Annotated in this window: 12 protein-coding genes and 1 riboswitch; of the genes, 2 read left to right on the forward strand and 10 right to left on the reverse strand. The window is 64.7% G+C overall.

Annotation, left to right across the window (positions count from 1 at the left end; genetic code table 11):
* Positions 1-59: 59 nt before the first annotated feature.
* Complete coding sequence (locus QA645_RS26175; protein WP_283044437.1) at positions 60-1,847, reverse strand: phosphatase PAP2 family protein; 1,788 nt, start codon at positions 1,845-1,847, stop codon at positions 60-62.
* Between the two features lie 202 nt (positions 1,848-2,049).
* The gene (locus tag QA645_RS26180; RefSeq protein ID WP_283044438.1) at positions 2,050-3,783 is read right to left on the reverse strand and encodes a winged helix-turn-helix domain-containing protein; all 1,734 of its coding nucleotides are present in this window, start codon (positions 3,781-3,783) and stop codon (positions 2,050-2,052) included.
* Positions 3,784-3,966: 183 nt separating this feature from the next.
* Between QA645_RS26180 and QA645_RS26185 the strand changes: the two genes are divergently transcribed.
* Both QA645_RS26185 and QA645_RS26190 read left to right on the forward strand, forming a co-directional pair.
* Positions 3,967-8,694 carry an autotransporter domain-containing protein gene (locus QA645_RS26185; RefSeq protein ID WP_283044439.1) on the forward strand — a complete coding sequence of 1,576 codons (4,728 nt, stop codon included), beginning with the start codon at positions 3,967-3,969 and terminating at the stop codon, positions 8,692-8,694.
* A 31-nt stretch (positions 8,695-8,725) separates the two neighbouring features.
* Positions 8,726-12,064 carry an autotransporter domain-containing protein gene (locus tag QA645_RS26190; RefSeq protein WP_283044440.1) on the forward strand — a complete coding sequence of 1,113 codons (3,339 nt, stop codon included), beginning with the start codon at positions 8,726-8,728 and terminating at the stop codon, positions 12,062-12,064.
* 4 nt (positions 12,065-12,068) lie between these two features.
* Here QA645_RS26190 and folB read toward each other — a convergent pair whose 3' ends face one another.
* From folB to QA645_RS26230, 8 genes are all read right to left on the reverse strand, one after another.
* Positions 12,069-12,449, reverse strand: a complete 381-nt coding sequence (gene folB / locus QA645_RS26195; RefSeq protein ID WP_254193168.1) for a dihydroneopterin aldolase — start codon at positions 12,447-12,449, stop codon at positions 12,069-12,071.
* A gap of 38 nt (positions 12,450-12,487) precedes the next feature.
* Positions 12,488-12,567, reverse strand: a riboswitch (ZMP/ZTP riboswitch).
* Between the two features lie 184 nt (positions 12,568-12,751).
* Positions 12,752-13,801, reverse strand: a complete 1,050-nt coding sequence (locus tag QA645_RS26200) for a polyamine ABC transporter substrate-binding protein (protein WP_283053336.1) — start codon at positions 13,799-13,801, stop codon at positions 12,752-12,754.
* A 69-nt stretch (positions 13,802-13,870) separates the two neighbouring features.
* Entirely contained in the window at positions 13,871-15,052 is a 1,182-nt protein-coding gene (locus tag QA645_RS26205; protein WP_283044441.1) for an aminotransferase, read from the reverse strand.
* A gap of 7 nt (positions 15,053-15,059) precedes the next feature.
* On the reverse strand, positions 15,060-15,386 hold the full coding sequence (locus tag QA645_RS26210) for a rhodanese-like domain-containing protein (protein ID WP_283044442.1): 327 nt from the start codon (positions 15,384-15,386) through the stop codon (positions 15,060-15,062).
* A gap of 158 nt (positions 15,387-15,544) precedes the next feature.
* Positions 15,545-17,473, reverse strand: coding sequence for a potassium transporter Kup (locus QA645_RS26215; protein WP_283044443.1), 1,929 nt, complete (start codon positions 17,471-17,473; stop codon positions 15,545-15,547).
* A gap of 154 nt (positions 17,474-17,627) precedes the next feature.
* On the reverse strand, positions 17,628-19,526 hold the full coding sequence (locus tag QA645_RS26220) for a potassium transporter Kup (RefSeq protein ID WP_283044444.1): 1,899 nt from the start codon (positions 19,524-19,526) through the stop codon (positions 17,628-17,630).
* A gap of 173 nt (positions 19,527-19,699) precedes the next feature.
* Positions 19,700-20,527, reverse strand: coding sequence for a flagellar motor protein MotB (locus QA645_RS26225; protein ID WP_148771358.1), 828 nt, complete (start codon positions 20,525-20,527; stop codon positions 19,700-19,702).
* Positions 20,528-20,554: 27 nt separating this feature from the next.
* Positions 20,555-21,328 (reverse strand): MotA/TolQ/ExbB proton channel family protein, encoded by a 774-nt coding sequence (locus QA645_RS26230; RefSeq protein WP_254130711.1) that lies wholly within the window; start codon positions 21,326-21,328, stop codon positions 20,555-20,557.
* Between the last annotated feature and the right edge of the window lie 36 nt (positions 21,329-21,364).

Here is a 21,364-nt window from a genome sequence, read left to right on the forward strand (position 1 = left end):
CTTTCCCAATGCCACGAAGCTCGGGACCGCTCACGATCCCGAGCCCCAGACTTCGGATCTCAACGCGTCGTTGCAGCGCGGACGGCGCGGAAGAACGAGTCCTGGCCCTTGACCGCGGCGTAGAGGTTGAGCCGGCCCCAGCCGTCCCAGGTGTTGCCGTCGAGCAGTGCGAAGCCGGCCGGCAGCGCCGTGGCCCGCAGGATCTCGGTCCGCTGCTGATCGGTGGCATAGGGGAAGCGGGTCAGCAGCAGCACCTGCGCCTGCACGGGGACGACCTCCGGCAACTTCATCGACGTCGCCAAAGCGAGCCCGTAGGTCATGCGATAGGTGTAGCCCCTCGCATCATCGGGATCGAGATTGCAGTCGGGCCCGTTGCGGTCGTCGCGGTCGCGATCCCGCCCGTCATGACGGTCGCCGCCGTCGTGATGGTCGTGATCGCCGTCGTGACCACCACCGATCCGCTTGAGGCAATCTTCCACCGTGCTCGTCCCGCACGACTGCGCCAGATATTTCTGGGTCTTGGTATGGGCCAGATAGATCGCATAGGCGGATGCGTTGGCGGAATTGGTCCAGTCCAGCCGGTTGCCATACGGGCCATAGAGCGCGGCGTAGATGTTGGTCGCGACGATCGCGGTCGCCTCGATGCGGCCGCCGATCACATCGAGCGGCGAATGCATGCCTGCGAAGATGCGATTGTTGCCGAGGTCGGAAGCGCGGACCAGGAGGCTCTCATATTGCTGCGGCACCAGGAAGGCCAGCCCGAGCGCCTGGTTGTAGGCAAGGTTGGTGTGGCCGCTGACGAAGGCGCCGTCGCCATAGGGGTTGGTGCCGTTCGCGATCTGCCAGAGCAGCGTCGGGACGTTGACCTTGGTGGAGAGCCGGAACGGACGGGGCGCCGTGCCGATGCCCGGGACGTAGTCGCCCGCCATGAACTGCGTCGGCGTGAAATTGCCCGCGGCGTCGTAGCTTCCGACATTGGGGACCGTGATCGAAGTGCCACCATGAGCGGCCACGAGCGCCGGCGTCGCGGTGAAGCCACGCACCCAGTTGACGGTGTTGTAATAGGCCACCGGGACGGCAAAGCTGCTGAAATAAGTGGGAACGACGAACTGCGCCGTGTCCGCATCCGTCAGGCCTGCCTTGTTGCTCACGGCATTGTAGTTGCCGTAACGCGAGTCGAGCGGGCTGATCACACCGGCGGTGATGGACGCGGGATTCACGACCGGTGTCGTGGAGCCCATGTAACGCTCGAACGTGCGCTTCGGCGGTTCGGTCGAGGCGTTGGCGCGGATGGTGTTGTTGAGGAAGTTTGCGGCATCGGCCAGCGGCGTCGCGCTGCCGTCGCCGAAGGTCGCAAAGCCGATGGTCGCGCTGTTGAGATAATTGATGCCGTGTGCGCTGGCATCATAGTCCTGCAGCGTGGTCAGCTGATACGAGGTCGGCGTCAGGCTCGCGGGCGGCGTCGCCGTCGTGGACGAGCCAATGCCCGTCATGAAGTACGAGGTCAGCGGGCCGAGGCCGTTGAGTACGCTGTAGGGCTGCGACGTCCGGTCGTCGTGAACCGCGGCCAGCGTCTGCGCCGGCGTCCGCTCCTGCGTCATCCTGATGACGGTCTGATAGTTCTGCTCCATCACACCCACACCGTTGCGCAGCTTGGGATCGGTGAGCATGAGACGGGCGTAGGAATCCAGCAGGTTGACGATCGTCGATCCGACCGACGCGGTGGAGCTGTTGGTGAAATTCACCGGCGGCGTCGACGGAATGGAATCAGCGCGCGCGGCGGCCGGCAACAGGGCAGCGCTGAGGGCCGCGTATTTCCAGAAGGTTGAGGATGGCGAGGACGTCATCTGAGCAGGCTCCAGATCCTGGCGTGCTGAATCCACCCGGCGCTTCTGCACACGGGTGAGGACGTGCTCGACGATCTGATGCCATCCCCGCGCCTGACGTATTTATCGATCATTACAGGACGATAACAATTATATCATATGATTATTCGCATGACGTCGAAATCGCGGGGCCCTGACATGAGGAGGCACGGGCGTCGCGCCCCTACTGGTCCGGCAATCCTGCGTCGACCTCGGCCTGCACGACGCGCTCCCAGGCTGCGATACAGATCGGACTTGCATTCTTCATCGGCGGCCAGACGCTGAGCCGCGTCGTGCCGGGCCGCAATTTCAGTCCTTCCGCAATCGCCGCCCTCGCCTCCTCGAACCGGCCCGTTCGCTGATAGGCGGCGGCGAGCAGGAAGTGCGAGCGGCCGGTCCCCGGCGTGATCGCGATCGAGCGCTGCAGCCACGGCAGCGCGTCCTCGTCGCGCCCCATCAAGACATACGCCATGCCTGCACCGAGCAGCCAGGTCCAGCGCGAGGCCGGCGGCGTGTCGTAACGATCGGCCTGCTGGAACATCGCGAGCGCATCGTCGAAGCGGCCGAGATAGACCTGCCCGAGGCCGATCAGATAGAGCGCAGACCCGTTCCACGGATCGAAGCTCAACGCCTTGGCGCAGGTGACGAGACTTTCGACGAAATGATTGGTGGCGCTGAGGAAGCGGCAGGAGGCCTCGAGCACGGGAATGGAATTCGGCTTCAATCGCAAGGCGCGCTCGAGCGTGGCATTGGCCGTCGCCTCGACCGCAACCGCCTCCTCCGGGCCGAACCAGACCATCTGGATGCCGCGCATCTGCAGCGACGCCAGCGCCACGGCGAGATCGACATTGTCGGGATCGTCGGTGAGCGCCTTCTGCAGCATCGTTTGTGCCGCGCCAAAACGCTCGCGCGTGGTCTGGTTGATCGAGGCGAGCGCCTGCTCGACGGCCACCTTGTCGCCGCCCGCCGACGATGTGCGGCGCGCCGATGACGCACTCGGCTCCAGAATTTCATTCAGCCGGCGCGCGAGCACATGGCCGACGCCTGCGGCGAGCCGCGTCTGAGCAAGCTGTGCGTCCATCGCCTCGGCGTTGACCGACACCGCGACCGCCGATTGAACCTCGCCGGTCGCAGCCTTGATGATGCGCGCCCGCAGCGTCCAGGATTGATCGGCGAGCTGCAACTCGCCGCGCAGTTCGTAATCGGATGATGTGGCTGGCGCGGCGACGCTTTCACCGCCCGGCACCGCCGCCGATCGCGGCGCCACCACGCTGATGTTCTGGATTTTGGCAAAACCGTCCGTCAGGCGGCCGGTGACCTCGGCGGCCATCACCGCGCCGCGGGAATCGTTGCTGGCATCAACGATCGGCATCACGACGATGCGCGGCGGCGTTCGTCCGAACAGCAGGTCCGGCTTCAGCACGGGCGCCGCCACCGCAAGCCCCATGACGATCGCACAGAGCCCGGCCACCACAGCGACGATGGCCTGCCGGCTCAAGCCGAAATTGGCGCGCTGCGGCCGCACAGGCGCCGCGACCATCTCGGCCGGCGGCTCAGGCTCAACCCCGCCCGTCGGAGCCAGCCGGGGCAGCTCGGACTGTGGCGTACCATCCGGCACCTCCACGACCTCCGCCGCCAGCAGGTAGCCGCCGCCGGAGGCGAGCTTGATCAGCTGCCGCCGCTCGTCGCCGAGCGCGGTGCGAAGCTCGCGAATGCACTGGAACAGGCTGTCCTCGCCGACATGCACGTTCGGCCAGACCGCCTCCATCAGCTCCTGCTTGCTCAGCACCCGGCCGCCGCTGGTCGCGAACAACCGCAGCATCTCGAAGGTCTTGGGCCGGAGCTTGATTGCAACGCCATCGGCTGAGCACAGCTCCGCGCGCTGCTGATCCAGCTCGAAGCCGGCGAAACGAAGCAACTGATCCCCCCAAGCCTCTCTCTGGCCGGCTCATATAGGGCAACTGTGTCGAAAAAGCCCGAAAAGTCTCCCTGAAACATAAATATCAGAAAGCTTCAGAAATGAGCCAACCCCTTATCAGGACACCACTCCCACCCCAGTGCGATGAATCCCGTCGAGGACTCGCGAGTGCCGGGGGACGTGGTGAGGACGGGGAAAGATTGTTTCAAAGCGACCCGCCGCCTGCGGGCCGCGCTGCTGACATCGTCGGCGCTGGCCTTGGCGTGGACGCTGCCGGCCACCCCTGCCCGCGCGCAGGATGCGACCTGGCTCGCCTCGCCCGGCACCAGCAAATATGACCGCGGCACCAACTGGAGCTCCGGCACGGTGCCATCGGGCACCGCCTTCTTCGGCGCGTCGAGCACCACCGGCCTCTCGATTCCATCCAATGACGGAGCCAACACGACGGACGTCGGCGGCTGGACGTTCAACGCCGGGGCGGGAAACTACAGCTTCGCCAACGGCCAGATCCTGAATTTCAACGGCGCCGGCATCGTCATCAATGGCGGCAGCGCCACCATCAACGCCATCGACGGAAGCATTAATTTCCTCAACGCCAGCTCGGCCGGCGGCGCCACCATCAACAACGACAATGCCACCAGCGCGGTGAATTTCTATAACACCAGCACGGCGGGCACCTCGACCATCACGACCTACGGCAGCGTGAATTTCTACGACGCCAGCACGGCTGGCAACGCCCACATCACCGTCAATTACAATGGCGATGATGGAGGGTGGCTGTTCTTCAACAACACGAGCTCGGCGGGCAGCGCCACCATCACCAACAACATGCACCTGTCCTTCAAGGACAGCAGTACAGCGGGCAGCGCGACCATCACCAACAACGGTGGCATGAATTTTTCCGGCGCCAGCACGGCTGGTGACGCGACCATCATCAACAATACGAACAGCCATCTGAGTTTCTCCGGCACCAGCACGGCCGGCAACGCTGCCATCATCAACACTGCCGGCACCGTCGATTTTTCCGCATCCACGGGCCCTGCCGGGGACGGCAAGCTCAGCGCCGGCTCGATTGCGGGCGCGGGCAATTTCTTTCTGGGCGCACGCGAGCTCACTGTCGGCGGCAACAATCAGAGCACCGAAGTGAGCGGCGTGATCAGCGACTGCGGCACGAGCCCGACCTGCTCCGCGGCGGGCGCGACCGGCGGTTCACTGGTGAAGACCGGCACCGGCACGCTGACGCTGTCGGGAGCGAACACCTATACCGGCGGCACCACGATCAATGGCGGCACGTTACAGCTCGGCAGTGCCAGCGGCGTCGGCGCCATTGTGGGGACCGTCAACGTTGGCGCCAGCGGCAGGTTTAGCGTCGTCAACGCAGACACCAGCGGCATCACTGGCATCTCCAACGACGGAACCACGATCTTCCAAAACGCAAACAGCGCTGGCTCGGCCAGCATCGCGAACACCGGCACCGTCAACTTCTACGACCGCAGCACGGCTGACAGTGCCAGCATCACCAACAACAACATCCTGGCCTTCAACAACTCGAGCACGGCGGGCAGCGCTGGCATCACCAACAACGGCCTTACGACTTTCCGCGACACCGGCACGGCCGGCAGCGCCACCATCACCAACAGCGGCAGCTTGATATTCTACGGCACGAGCACGGCGGGCAGTGCCGCCATCACCAACAACACCTATGGCCAGATCGGCTTCTACGACTCGAGCACGGCCGGAAACGCCAGCATCACCGGCGGCGACCGCACCATCATCGGCTTCTACAATTCGAGCACGGCTGGCAGCGCCACCATCAGCCTCAACGGCTATGCCGGCTCGTTGAGTTTCCACGGCACCAGCACGGCCGGCAGCGCCACCATCACCCTTGCAAGCACCAACAGCGCGTTATTCTACGACACCAGCACCGCTGGCAGCGCGACGATCAACAACGGCGGGCAGTTCTACTTCTACGGTTCGAGCACGGCCGGTCATGCTGGCATCACCAACACCAACTCAATCGATTTCAACCAAACCAGCACGGCGGGAAACGCAGCCATTGCCAACAACGGCGTGTTGACCTTCAGCGCCTCGAGTACCGCAGCAAGCGCAACCATCACCAATAATTTCGCGATGTTTTTTTATGGCGCCAGCACGGCGAGCAGCGCGACCATCAACAACGCCTATAATCTATCCTTCGATGGCACCAGCACGGCCGGCAATGCCGTCATCACCAACAACGGCAACGGGCTCTTCGGTTCCGTCGGAAACACTTATTTCGCGGGCAACGCGACCGCGGGCAATGCGCAGCTCATCAACAACGACCCGAACGCCGTGTTCGATTTTTCCGGCAGCTCCGGCCCGAACGGCGACAACAAGCTCAGCGCCGGCTCGATCGCCGGCAACGGCACCTTCTACCTCGGCGCCAATGCGCTGACAGTCGGCGGAAACAATCTGTCGACCACCGTCAGCGGCGTGATCGTGGACGGTGGCAACTTCGGCGGCGTCGGCGGCTCGCTGGTGAAGATCGGCACCGGCACGCTGACGCTAACGGGCGCCAACACCTATACCGGTGGCACCACCTTTGCCGGCGGAACGGTCAGCGTCGCCTCGGACGCCAATCTCGGCGACCTCGCGGGCGGCCTGACCTTCAACGGCGGCACCCTCCAAATATCAGGCACGACATTCAACACCACCGCACGCAGCATCAATCTGGGCGCCGGCGGCGGCACATTCGACATTGCGGACGCAACCAACAATTTCGTGCTCAGCCAGGATCTCAGCGGCGGCAGGCTGACCAAGTCCGGCGCCGGCACGCTGACCCTGACCGGCGCGGAAACTTTTTCCGGCGCCACGGTTTCCGCAGGCACGCTGGTGTTCAGCGGCAATGCCACGGCCGGCAACGCCGTCATCACCAACAGCGGCAATGTGCTGTTCGACGGCAATTCGACGCCCGGCAACGCGCAGCTCTCCAACGCCACATCCAGCGCCGTTTTCGACCTCTCGATGAGCACCGGCCCCAATGGCGACAACAAGCTCACCGCCGGCTCGCTCGCCGGAAGCGGTACGTTCGAGCTTGGCGGCAAGCAGTTGACGATTGGCAGCGACAATCTGTCGGCCAATGTCACCGGCGTGCTCGCTGACGGCGGATCGGGCGGCGGCACCGGCGCCTCACTGGTGAAGGTCGGTACGGGGCGGCAGACCCTGTCGGGCGTCAACACCTACACCGGCGCGACAACGATCGATGGCGGCACGCTGGCGGTGAACGGCGATATCACGGCGTCGAGCGGCGTCACCGTGAACAGCGGCGGCGCGCTCGGCGGCACCGGCATCGTCGGCAACACCATGATTGCAAGCGGCGGCGCGCTTGCGCCCGGCAACTCCATCGGCACGCTGACGGTGAGCGGCAATCTGACGTTCACGGCGGGCAGCTTCTACCAAATAGAGGCCTCGCCGACAGCCGCCGATCGCACCAATGTCACGGGGACGGCGACACTCACGGGCGCCATCGTGCAGGCGATCGCCTTGGCCGGCAGCTTCCGCGCGCAGACCTACACCATCCTGAACGCGACCGGCGGGTTCGGCGGCACGCAGTTCGCCGGGATCACCAGCAGCAGCTTCTCCCCCGGCGCGCGCAACCCGCACCTGACTTACGACGCCAACAACGTCTATCTCGTGCTCGATCCCGGCACGATCGTGCTGCCGGCGGGCACGGGCGCCAACCAGAGCAGCGTCGCTGGCGCCATCAACAAGGCGGTCGAGGGCGGCGCAACGCCGCCGGCCGGCTTCGACGCGCTGCTCAACATGGGCAACCCGCAGCTCAACCACGCGCTCGGCCAGGTCTCCGGCCAGCCCGGCGCGGCCAGCACGCAGGGCGCGTTCAGCGCGGCGCAGCAGTTCGTCAACATGCTCGATCCGCTTGGCGGCGGCACCGACGGCGAGCGCGGCGCGGCCGGTGACGGCGGGACGCTGGGCTACGCCGCCACCAGCCCGCGCGACGCCAGGGTGCGCGAGGCCTATGCCGCGGTGACGCCGCGCGAGGCGAGCGCAGATGTCATCGACCGCCGCTGGGGCGTGTGGGCCTCCGGCTATGGCGGCGCCAGCACGCTGAACGGCAACGCGGCATCAGGGTCGAGCACCACCACCAGCCGCATCTACGGCACCGTGGTCGGCGCCGATTATCGCGTCTCTCCAAACACGCTGCTCGGCCTCGCGCTCGGCGGCGCCGGCTACAATTTTTCGCTGTCCGACAACCTCGGCAGCGGCCGCGCCGATCTGTTCCAGGCCGGCCTCTATGCCCGCCACAGTTTCGGCCCGGCCTACATTTCCGCGGCCTTCGCCTATGGCTGGCAGGACGTCACCACCGATCGCACCGTGACGGTGTCAGGCACGGACAAGCTCACCGCGAACTTCAAGGCGAGCACCTTCTCAGGCCGCCTCGAAACCGGCAGGCGCTTCGCACCGATCCCCGCCTCCAGCTTTGGCGTCACGCCCTACGCGGCGGTGCAGGCGACAACCTTCCATCTCCCCGGCTACGGCGAGACCGCGCTCGTCGGCAGCAACCAGTTCGCACTGTCCTACACCTCGCAGGACACCACCAATGTCCGCACCGAACTCGGCGCCCGCACCGACCAGCGTATCCTGGTCAACGACGGCGTGCTCACGCTGCGCGGCCGGCTCGCCTGGGCGCACGACACCAACACCAACCGCCTCGTCAGCGCCGTCTTCCAGACGCTGCCCGGCGCCGCCTTCACGGTCAGCGGCGCGCAGCCGGCTGCGGACTCCGCATTGGTCGGCGGTCGCGCCGAGATGAAATGGCGCAATGGCCTGTCGCTCGCAGGCATGGTCGAGGGCGAGTTCTCGCAGAGCACGCAGACCTACACCGGCAAGGGCATGGTGCGTTATGAGTGGTAGACGGCACATCGGCTTCGCCGCGATCGTATTGATGGCTGCATTGCTGGCCACGCCGGCCCTCGCTCAAAGCATCACCGTTCCGGCCGGCAACACCAACACGATGTCCGGGCCGATCAGCGGCGCCGGCGATATCGTGCTCAATGGCGGCGGCACGCTGGTGCTGTCCGGCGCCAATACCTACACCGGCGGCACTATAATCTGTGGCACCACCTGCGGGGTCGCCGGCGGCAGCAGCGTGCTGCAAATCGGCGTCGATACGGTGGGTACGCCTGGCGCAATCACCTCGTCGGCGATCGGCACGGGCACGCTGACCTTCGACGGCGGCACGCTGCAGGCCGGCGGCAACTACACCATCGCCAATGCCACGCAGATCAACGCGACCGGCGCCACGATCGATTCCAACGGATACACCCTCACCTATTCCGGCAACATCGCCGACGCGGCAGGACAATCGGGCAGCCTGCTGCTCAAGACCACCAACGGGAACGTGATCCTGTCCGGCACCAACACCTATTCCGGCGGCACCACAATAGTCGGCGTCATCAACTTTGCCAGCGGCAAGGTGGTGGTGGCCAACGGCAGCGCGTTCGGCACCGGTACGGTCACCTTGCAAAACGTCTGGATCCAGACCAGCGGCACAAGCGACGTGACCTTCGCCAACAATTTCAAAATCGATCAGTCCACCAGCGGCAGCCTCCTCGACGCCAAAGGCAAGACGTTGACGATCTCCGGCAACATCACCGACGGCACCGGCGCCGGCAAGCTGATAATCGCGGATACTTCGTTCAATTTCAGCCAAGTGGTGTTCCTCGGTGCCAACACCTACACAGGTGGCACCACAATCAGCCTCGGGAACCTGGTGCTTGGCGATGCCACCCACACCGCGTCCATCACCGGCCAGGTCACCAACAACGCCTACTTCTATATCCGCAACGCCGATACCTCGGCGATCACGGCTCTGGCCAATAACGGCGACACGGAGTTCTCCGGCACGACGACCGCGGGCACGATGACCATCACCAACAAGGGTGGTGTCTCCTTCCTTAACGCGAGCAGCGCCGGGAACGCCACGATCAACAACTATTTCAGCAACGCGACCAACGATAATTATACTGGCAGCGTGACCTTCGGCACGTTCGGGGGCACCGATACCAGCAGCGCCGGCAACGCCAAGATCAACAACATCCATGGATACACCGCGTTTAACGCGGCGACCAATGCCGGGACTGCCACCATCATCAACACCTTCAGTGGCAACACCGTGTTTAATGATCAGTCGTCGGCGGCCGGAGCGACGATCACGAACAGTGATTATGGCACGACCTGGTTTCAGTTCTCTTCGACTGCAGGCAACGCCGTCATCACCAACACTTCCGGCGGCTCGACAAGCTTCTACAACAATGCAACCGGCGGCAACGCGCAATTCATCGCCGACGGCACCGGCTATGTCGACTTCAGCCAGAGCAGCGGCACGAACGGCGACGGCCGGATCACGGCCGGCTCGATCGCCGGCTCCGGCTTCTACTACATCGGGGGCGGCAACACGCTAGTGGTCGGCAGCAACAGCCTCTCGACGACGGTCAGCGGCGTGATCGCCAATCTCAATCCCGACCCATCGTGCGGCTGCGGCGCGGCGGGTCCGGCCAATCTGGAGAAGACTGGCAGCGGCACGCTGACGCTGTCCGGCGCCAACACCTATACCGGCACCACCGTCGTGAACGGTGGCATGCTCCAGGTCGACGGCTCGATCGCATCCTCGAGCCAGACCACGGTGAACGCCGGCGGTGCACTCTCCGGCACAGGCACCGTCGGCAATACGTTGATCGCCAGCGGCGGCATCCTGGTCGCCGGCAACGGCACGCCGGGCTCACGGTTGACAGTCGCGGGCAATCTCGCCTTCCAGTCGGGCGCGTTGTATCTCGTGACGGTCAACACGAACGCGGCGACGTCGGTCAACGTCTCCGGCACGGCATCGCTCAACGGCGGCGTCGGTGTGAGTGTGGCGCCCGGCAGCACGGTTCAAAAGCAATATACCATCGTATCGGCGAGCGGCGGCCGAACCGGGACATTCACCAGCCTCGCGGCAACAGGCGTACCGGCCGGTTGGGCTGCGAGCCTCAGCTATGATGCCACCCATGCCTATCTGAATTTCGCGCTCGACTATGGCATCCGGACCGACCTCAACACCAACCAGAAGACGATCGCGACCACGCTGCAAAACTTCTTCGACGCCAATGGCGGCATCAACGCCGCCTTTGTCGCGCGCTCCACAGGCAGCCTGACCCAACTCTCGGGCCAGGGCGCGACGGGATCGCAGCAGACCACGTTCGGCGCCATGAGCCAGTTCATGGGATTGCTGACCGATCCGTACACAGCCGGGCGCGATGGCGGCACCGGCGGCGCCAGCGCGGTGCCGTTCGCCGAGGAAAGCGCCTCGCTCGCAGACGCAGCGCGCAGCGGCGATGCGCGTGATGCCTTGGCCAGCATGCCGCGCAAGGCTCCCGGGGAGCCTGCCTTCGATCAGCGCTGGAACGTCTGGGCTGCGGCCTTTGGCGGCTCGCAGAGCACCAGCGGCAATGCCGTGCTGGGCTCGAACAGCACAACGAGCAGCCTCTACGGCACCGCTGTCGGCGCCGACTATCGCTTCTCGCCGAACACCATCGCCGGCTTCGCGCTCGCTGGCGGCGGCACCAGCTTCAACGTGAGCGGGCTCGGCGGGGGCCGCTCGGATCTGTTCCAGGCCGGCGCCTTCCTGCGCCACAATGTGGGCGCGGCCTACATCACCGCCGTGCTGGCCTATGGCTGGCAGGACGTCACCACCGATCGCACCGTGACGGCCGCTGGCATCGATCGCCTGCGCGCCGAGTTCAACGCCAATGCGTGGAGCGGCCGCATCGAGGGCGGTTATCGCTTCATCGCCCCCTGGACCAGTGGCGTTGGCCTCACGCCCTATGCCGCCGGCCAGGTCACGAGGTTCGACCTGCCCGCGTATGCAGAATCCGTCGTCTCCGGAAACAACACGTTCGCCCTCGCCTACGCGGCCAAGAGCGTGACCGACACGCGCAGTGAGCTTGGCTTGCGCACCGACAAATCCTTTGCCCTGCCGGACGGCATCCTCACGCTGCGCGGCCGCGCTGCCTGGGCGCACGATTTCAATCCCGATCGCAGCGTCGCCGCGACGTTCCAGACGTTGCCCGGCGCGAGCTTCGTCGTCGGCGGTGCACGACTGGCCGCAGATTCCGCCCTCACCACCGCCTCTGCGGAGATGAAATGGCTCAACGGCTGGTCGGCGTCGACAAGCTTCGAAGGCGAATTCTCCAGCGTGACGCGGTCGTACGCCGGCAAGGGCGTGGTGCGTTACGCGTGGTAGAGCGTCAGGCGCCGGCGAGCTCGGCGCGGCGAAGACTGACCTGGACGCCGACCTGGTTGATCGCATGAGCAATCGGCGGCGACGATTTCGCAACGGCGACCGTCACACTGTCCATCATGTCGAAGCGTCGCAGCAGTCCTGCAGCGATCGTCTCGCCGAGCGCTTCGAGGGTCTGGAATTTGCCGGACCCTGCAATCTGCACGGCCTCGTCGACGACGGCGTCATACCGCACCGACGAATCCAGATCGTCGCTAAGGTGGGTCCGGACCTCCTGCAGATCGGCAAAAATATCAAAACTGAATTTTTGTCCGAGCTTTCGCTCTTCCTCGAACAGACCGTGATAGCCGTAAGTCTGAAGTCCGGTGATTTTGATCGACGTCAGCATGGGCAGCTCCAGATGAAGCATTTTGATCGGGTTTGTCCCCCAATCGCCCAGGCGAGCGGCAGATACCCCGCGCTTCCCGATGGTGCTCCATCCGATGTCGCCAGTCACGCGAGGCCGTCAGCGATATCAGCTTTCCGCAATCCCGACAATGAACATCATCGTGCTGGGCTCGGCAGGCGGCAGGATATTGTTCTGCTCCTGTTTTGCCCGACGTGTCAAATGACCGGCAACTCGCACGCCGCGGTTCTACTGTGCATGGGGTTGTTTTGCGGAATCGCGTTGCGGAGCGGTCGCCGCAACGACTAGCGCCCGGTCTTCACCTTGGTCCAGAGCCGGTTGATGATCCGCTGGGTGGCGGGATCGCGGGCGGTGATGACGAACAGTTTTGCGAGCGTGGCGTCGTCCGGATAGATGTTCTTGTCACCCAGGATCTTCGGATCGACCAGCTTCTGGCTGGCGAGGTTGCCGTTGGCGTAGGACAGGAAGTCCGAGTTCTTGGCGGCGACGTCGGGGCGGTAGAGATAGTTGATCAGCTCGTAGGCTTCCTTGACGTTCTTGGCATCCGCGGGGATCGCGAGATTGTCGAAGAACATCTGCGCGCCCTCCTTCGGGATCGCGTAGCCGATCTCGACGCCGCTTTTGGCTTCCGCCGCGCGCGCGCGGGCCTGCATGATGTCGCCGGACCAGCCGACCACGAAGCAGATCTCGCCGGTCGCGAGCGCGCTCAGATATTCGGAGGAGTGAAATTTTCGTACGAACGGTCGGACCTTTGCGACGACATCGGCGGCCTTTTCGAGGTCGGCCTGCTTGGTCGAGTTCGGATCGAGCCCGAGATAGTTCAGCGCCGCCGGAAAGATGTCGTCGGCGGAGTCGAGCATGTGCACGCCGCAGTCTTTGAATTTTGCCAGGTTCTCCGGCTTGAAGACGATGTCCCAGCTGTCGATCTTCGCGTCGGGTCCGAGGATCTGCTTCAGCTTGGCGACGTTGTAGCCGATGCCCGTCGTGCCCCACATGTAGTTCGCGGCAAAGTCGTTGCCGGGATCGTAGGTCGAAAGATTCTTGGTCACCATCGGCCAGGCATGGCTAAGGTTCGGCAGCTTCGACTTGTCGAGCTTCTGGAAGATGTTCGCCTTGATCTGGCGCTGCAGGAAGTACGCCGTGGGCACCACGACGTCATAGCCGGACTTGCCGGCCATCAGGCGCGTCTCCAGCGTCTCGTTGGCGTCGAAGGTGTCGTAGACCACCTTGATGCCGGTCTCCTTGGTGAAGGCCTCGAGGACGTCGGGCGCCATGTAGTTCGACCAGTTGTAGAAGTTGACGACGCGCTCCTCGGCCCCTGCGGGAGGCGACATCAACGTCAGCGCTGCGGCGATTGCAAAACCAAGGCAAAGGCTGGAGCGGCTGACGTTCATCATCTCGGTCTACCTCTTGCGTCCGCGGATCGCGTCCGACAGCCGCTCCAGCGCGGTGTCGAGCGTCTGGTCCTTCTTGGCGAAGCAGAAGCGCACCACCGAGGTCACCGGGTCCTGCTCGTAGAACGCCGAGACTGGGATCGCCGCGACCTTGTAGTCCTTGACGATGCGCCAGCAGAACTCGGCATCGCTCTCGTTGAGCCCGAGCGGCGACAGGTCGACGGTGAGGAAGTAGGTGCCCTGCGACTTCAGCACGGGGAAGCCGAGGCTCTCCAGCCCCTTGGTCAGGCGGTCCCTGCTCCGGGTCAGATCCTTCCGCATCGACAGGAAGTACTCGTCCGGCTTGCCGAGGCCGTAGGCAACGGCGGCCTGCAGGTTCGGCGCGGTGGTGAAGGTCAGGAACTGGTGCACCTTGGCCGCGACGCGCAACAGCGGCGGCGCGGCGCAGACGAAGCCGATCTTCCAACCGGTCAGCGAGAAGATCTTGCCGGCCGAACCGACCTTGATGGTGCGGTCGCGCATGCCGGGGATGGTGATCAGCGGGATGTGCTTGTGCTCGTCGAAGGTGACGTGCTCCCAGACCTCGTCGCAGATCGCGATGACGTCGAACTCCTGGCAGTAGCGCGCCAGCAGCTCAAGGTCCTCGCGCGGATAGACCACCGCGGACGGATTCAGAGGATTGTTGAACAGCACCGCCTTGGTCTTTGAATTGAAGACGCTTTTCAGCATGTCCTCATTCAGCCGCCAATGCGGAGGCTCAAGACGTACGAGCCGCGGAATGCCGCCGGCCTGGCGGATGATCGGCAGGTAGGAATCATAGACCGGCTGGAAGCAGACCACCTCGTCGCCGGGCTGCACCACCGACAGGATCGCCGAGGTCAGCGCCTCGGTGCCGCCGGAGGTCACCATCACCTCGCTCATCGGATCGAGCTTGAGGCCGTGCCAGTGGCCGTAATGGGTCGCGATCGCCTGGCGCAGCTCCGGGATGCCCATCATCGACGGATACTGGTTGTAGCCGTTGAGCGAGGCGTCGGCGGCGGCGCGGCGGATGTCCTCGGGGCCGGGATCGTCAGGGAAGCCCTGGCCGAGATTGATGGCGTTGTTGTCGCGCGCGGCCTGCGACATCGCCTCGAAGATGGTGACGGGAAGGTCGGCGAAGACCTTGTTCAGCGAGGAGCTCTTGGTCGTCATCGCCGGGCTAGCCACCGACCTTGCTGGGAAGACCCGCCGCCTTCCAGCCGAGCATGCCGCCGGCCAGATGCTTGTTGTAAGGCAGGCCCGCCTCTTGCGCCGCGAGCGAGGCGGTCACCGAGCGCTTGCCCGAACGGCAGGCGAACACGACCTCCTTGCCTTGCGGATCCGGGATCGCCTTGGGATCGAAGGTCGAGAGCGGCACGACCACGCCGTAAGGGTAGGCCTCGGCCTCGACCTCGTTCGGCTCACGGACGTCGACGAGCAGATAGCGGCCCTCCGCGACACCCTTGGACACTTCCTCGGGGGTCAGATCCTGTACTTGATTTGCCACATCATCCTCCAACGTCGCAGCGCCGCCCGCCGGGGCGATCCCGGCCGGCGGCAACCTCGCCTCTCGGCATGCGAAAATCAAGCGCTACAAAGGCTTGAGCTGCCTTGCGCAAGTTAAAGCTAAATCGCAGCGACTTGAAGTGCGCTTTGAATCCGGGGCTAGATCGTCACCTGCGTACCGACCTCGACCACGCGGCCAGAGGGGATCTGGAAATAGTCGGTGGCGTCGTTGGCGGAGCGGCTGAGCGAGATGAACAGCCTATCCTGCCAGCGCGGCATGCCCGAATGGGCGGCGGGCTTGAGCGCCCTCCGCGACAGGAAGAACGAGGTCGACATGATGTCGAACTGCCAGCCGAGCTTGCGGGCGATCGCCAGCGCCTTCGGCACGTTGGGCGATTCCATGAAGCCGAACTTCAGCGTCACCTTGGAGAAGGTCGGTGAGATCTGCTCCAGCTTCACCCGCTCGGCCGGATCGATCCGCGGGGTCTGCGCGGTCTCGATGGTGAGAATGACATTCTTCTCGTGAAGCACTTTGTAGTGTTTCAGACTATGCATCAGCGCCGTCGGCGCGCTCAGGGGATCGCTGGTCAGGAACACGGCCGTGCCGGGCACCCGCTGCGGCGGTCGCTTCTCCAGCATCGCCACGAGGTCGGCCAGCGGGAATTCCAGCTTGCGCGACTTCTCGAACAGCAGCCGGCTGCCGCGCCGCCATGTGTACATCATGATGATCATGAGCGAGCCGAGCGCCAGCGGCACCCAACCGCCCTCGAACACCTTGAGCAAATTGGCGGCGAGGAAGGTCAGGTCGAGGAACAGGAACGGCGCGATCAGCGCGGCGGCCCACAGCGGCGACCACTTCCAGGCCTTCCAGATCACGACAAAGCCCATCATCCCGGTGACGACCATCGTGCCGGTCACAGAGATGCCGTAGGCCGAGGCGAGCGCGCTGGACGAGCGGAACAGCAGCACCATCATGATCACCGCGACCAGCAGCAGCTGGTTGATGCGCGGGATGAAGATCTGGCCGGAATGGGCTTCAGAGGTATGGCGAATTTCGAATCGGGGCAGCAGCCCGAGTTGGATCGCCTGGCGCGTCAGCGAATAGGCGCCGGTGATGACGGCCTGGCTCGCGATCACGGTGGCGGCCGTGGCCAGCACGACCATGCAGCCGCGGAAGATGCCTTGCGGGAACAGCTGGAAGAACGGGCTCTCGATCGCTCCGGGGTCGCCGAGCACGAGAGCGCCCTGCCCCAGATAGTTCAGCGCCAGCGACGGCAGCACGATGAACAGCCAAGCGGTCTGGATCGGCCGCTTGCCGAAATGGCCGAGGTCGGCATAGAGCGCCTCGGCGCCGGTCACGGCCAGGAACACGGCACCCAGCGTCACGAAGCCGATGATGCCGTGATGGAACATGAAGGACACGGCGTAGAACGGGTTCAGCGCCAGCAGCACCTGCGGCTGCGCGATGATCGGATGGATCGCGGCGATCGCAATCACCGCAAACCAGACGCACATCACGGGTCCGAAGAACGCCGCAACGCGGGCGGTGCCGCGCGACTGCACGGCAAACAGGAACACCAGGATCACCACCGTCAGCGGAACGATATAGGGCTCGAACCGCAGCGTGACGTCCTTCATGCCTTCCAGGGCCGACAGCACCGAGACCGCCGGCGTGATCACGGCGTCGCCGTAGAACAGGGCGCCGGAGATGATGCCGAGCAAGACGATGGTCGCCCCGCCGGTGCCGACCGCGCGCTGGGCCAGCGCCATCAGGGCCAGCGTGCCGCCCTCGCCGTTGTTGTCGGCGCGGAGCAGGATCACGACGTATTTGAGCGTCACCACGACGATCAGCGCCCACAGGATCAGCGACACCACGCCGAGAACGGCCGCCGGCGTCGGCGCGCCTTCCGCGCCTGAGGCCGCCATCACCGCCTCGCGGAACGCGTAGAGCGGGCTGGTGCCGATGTCGCCATAGACCACGCCGATACTGCCGAGCGTCAGCGCGCCGAAGCCGGCGGTGGTGTGGGCATCGCCATGCCCATTGGCCGCCGCCGTTTCCGGGGCGGGAACTGCTACGTCACTTGTCATGGGAGAGCCTAGTGGCCTCAAAATGCTTCACTGCACAACGGCGGAAGAGAGCGCGCGGCTTATAGTCCTGCGCTGCCGGCATAGCCTAGCCCGATTCTGGGCCCTTGGCATGCAAAATCCGCATAGGTCCGTCAATTGCGTCCCGATGGAGGTTTCAGATGGTGACTTGGGTTCCGACTTCAACCACCCGCCCCGTCGGAATCTGGAAATAGTCGGTGGCGTCATTGGCCGAGCGGCTGAGCGCGATGAACAGGTGGTCTTGCCAGAGCGGCATGCCCGACTGCGCCGACGCCTTCAGCGAGCGCCGCGACACGAAGAACGACGTCGACATGATGTCGAACTGCCAGCCCTGCTTGCGCGCGATCGCGAGCGCCTTGGGCACGTTCGGCTGCTCCATGTAGCCAAAGCGCAAGCGGACCTTGGAGAACTTCTCGCTGATCTTCTCCATCTTGAAGCGCTCGGAGAGATCGACCCGCGGCGTGTGCGCGGTCTCGATGGTCAGGATCACGTTGTGCTCGTGCAGCACCTTGTTGTGCTTGAGATTGTGCAACAGGGCGGTCGGCACGAAGGCGGGATCGCTGGTCAAGAACACCGCCGTGCCCTTGACGATGTGCGGCGGCCGCTTCTCCAGGCTGCGGATCAGATCGTCGAGCGGCACCTCGATCCGGCGCGTCTTCTGGATCAGGATCCCCGAGCCCCGCCTCCAGGTCCAGATCGTCCCCGCCATCGCCGCGCCGAACAGCAGCGGCACCCAGGCGCCTTCGAGCAGCTTCAGCAAATTGGCACTGAAGAAGGTCATGTCGACCATGACGAAGGGCAGGATCACGACCGCCGCGGTCGCAGCCTTCCAGTTCCACAATTTCCAGATCACCACGAAGCCCATGATGCCGTCGGCGACCATGGTGGTGGAGACCGCAATGCCGTAGGCCGAGGCCAGATTGCTGGGCGTGTGGAACAACAGCACCAGCAGCATCACGCCGATCAGCAGCAGCCGGTTGACGCGCGGCAGATAAATCTGGCCCGCATGAGTCTCGGAGGTGTAGCGCACCTCGAAGCGCGGCAAGAGGCCGAGCTGCACCGCCTGATAGACCAGCGAATAGGCGCCGGTGATCACCGCCTGGCTGGCAATGACGGTCGCGGCCGTTGCAAGACCGACCAGCGGCAGCACGAAGTGCTCGGGCACCATGCGATAGAAGGAGTGCTCGATCGCGCTTGGATCGGACAGCACCAGCGCCCCCTGCCCGAAATAATTGATCAGCAGCGCCGGCAGCACGAAGAACATCCAGGCCGACTGGATCGGCTTACGGCCGAAATGGCCGAGGTCGGCATACAGCGCCTCGCCACCGGTCACGGCGAGGAAGACCGCGCCGAGCGTCACCAGGCCGATCGTGCCGTGCGAGAGCAGGAATTGGAACGCATAGTAGGGATTGATCGCGGCCAGCACCGACGGATCGTCGGCGATGTGAATGACGCCCAGCACCGCCAGAACCGTGAACCAGACCACCATCACCGGCCCGAAGGCCGAGGCCACCAGCGCGGTCCCCTTGCTCTGGACCGCGAACAGCAGCACCAGGATCAGCACCGTCAGCGGCACGACATAATGCTCGAATGCCGGCGTCGCGAGCTTGAGGCCGTCGACCGCCGACAGCACCGAGATCGCCGGCGTGATCATGGAATCGCCGATGAACATCGACGCGCCGACCACACCGAGCGCGAGCAGAAACCAGCTCCGCCGCCCCAACGCGCGCTGGCCGAGCGCCATCAGCGAGAGCGTGCCGCCCTCGCCGTTGTTGTCGGCGCGCAGCAGCAGCAGCACGTATTTGGCGGTGACGACGATCAGCAGCGCCCACAGGATCAGCGAGAGCACGCCGAGCACCATGATCCGCGTCACCGGCTCGCCATGGGCCGCGCCCCTGACCGCCTCGTGGAACGCGTAAAGCGGCGAGGTGCCGATGTCGCCGAAAACGACACCGATGCTCCCGAGCGTGAGGGACCAAAAACCGGAGGTGACCGGCCCATCCTGGGTCTCAGTCGATGTGATGCTCGCCGTCATGAAGGTGGAAAACGCTTCGTCCCTGGAATTGATCCGGCGCCTTTTGACGCTTCCGGCGCGCCTGTCAATCGGCCCACCACCATAGCAGGCGCTGCGCGAGATGCTGTGACGGCGCGGCCACGTTCGTCGCCTTCGCGACGAATAGCCTCAGGTAAAATGGTAGCGCAAGGAATTTAGGGCTTCAAGTTCGGCGGCAGCGGCGGATCTTCACGCATCAGGGTGATGGTGACGCGGCGGTTCGCGGCGAGCGACGGATCATCCGGGAATAGCGGCTGCGTGTCCGCCTTGCCGGAGACGGCGAAGATATGGGACGGCGGCAAGCCCTCGCGCTCGAGGATCTGGCGCACGGCATTGGCGCGGTCGGCCGAGAGGTCGAAGGCGCCGTAATCGCTGCGGGTCGGGACGAAGCCGGCCGCGGTGTGGCCGGCGATGGAGACGCGCAGCGGGGTTGCCTTCAGCGGGATCGCGAGCTTCTCGATCAGGCGGCGGGTGCGGTCGTAGGGCACCTTGGAGCCGTCCGCGAACATCGAGCGGCCGTCCTGGTCGACGATCTCGAGATTGAGGCCCTGCTTGGTCTCCTCGAACATGATGTGCTTGGACATCTCGGTCAGTTCGGGCATGTCCTGCAACGCCTGGCGCAGCGAGGCGGCGGCGAGCGCGAAGTTGCGGTCGACCTTGATCTTGGCGCCGGACGTCTTGTCGCGATCCTCCTGGTCCGGCGTCGGCGTGTTGGAGGACTCCTCGGGCTGGATGTGGTCGACGTTCTTCAGCCGCGCGCGGGTCGGCAGGCCGTCGGATTCGATGATACCGGCGTAGCGCGCTTCGCTCTGGACGCCGAAGGCCTCGCGCATGGAGCCTGCGACGATCTTCAGCTTATTGGCGTCCTGTGTGGAGAACGCGACCAGCATCACGAAGAACGCCAGCAGCAAGGCCATCAGGTCCGCGAACGTCACGAACCAGCCATGGCCGCCGTGTGCTTCCTCGCGCTTTTTCTTTGCCATCGGTCAGATCCCCGGCGTCCGGCGGCGTTACGCCGGAACCGGCTCGCCTTCGGCGTGGCGGTGCTTCTCGGGCAGATAGGCCAGCAGCATTTCGCGCACCAAAGTCGGGCTCTTGGAGTCGCGGATCATGAGGATGCCGTCGATGATCAGCGTGCGATTGGTTTCCTCGTCGATCAGCTTGCCGTGCAGCTTGTCGGCGATCGGCAGGCAGAGCAGGTTCGCGACCAACGCACCGTAGAGAGTTGCGAGCAGAGCGGTCGCCATGAACGGGCCGAGCTTCGAGGGATCCGACATGTTCGAGAACATCTGCACCATACCGATCAGCGTTCCGATCATGCCGAACGCGGGGGCGCAATCGCCGACGGCGCGGTAGATCTTGCTGCCTTCGTTGAGGTGCAAAAGGAAATTGTCGCGGTCGCGTTCCAGATTGTCCCTGATGAAATCGAGGTCGTAGCCGTCGGCGACGTAGCGGATGCCTTTGGCGAGGAAGGGCTCGTCGGTCTCGACCTTTTCCAGGCCGACCGGACCCTGCTTGCGGGCGATCTCGGCGATGCGGGCAAGCTCGTCGACCAGGTCGTGCGCCGACAGCCGGCTCATCGTGAACGCGAACTTCATGCCGAGCGGCAAGCCGTGCGCCAGCGCCGAGAGCGGAAAGCGGATCATGGTCGCTGCGGCCGAGCCGCCGAAGATGATGATCGCAGCATGGTCGCTCATGAACATGCCGAGGTCGCCGCCCAGAAACACCATCGTGGCGATAACGACCAAACCGGCCACAAGACCGGCGCCCGTCATGATATCCATGGGAGACTCCAAAGCGAACGCAACAACGGCCATCCT

Source organism: Bradyrhizobium sp. CIAT3101 (assembly GCF_029714945.1).
GTDB lineage: Bacteria > Pseudomonadota > Alphaproteobacteria > Rhizobiales > Xanthobacteraceae > Bradyrhizobium.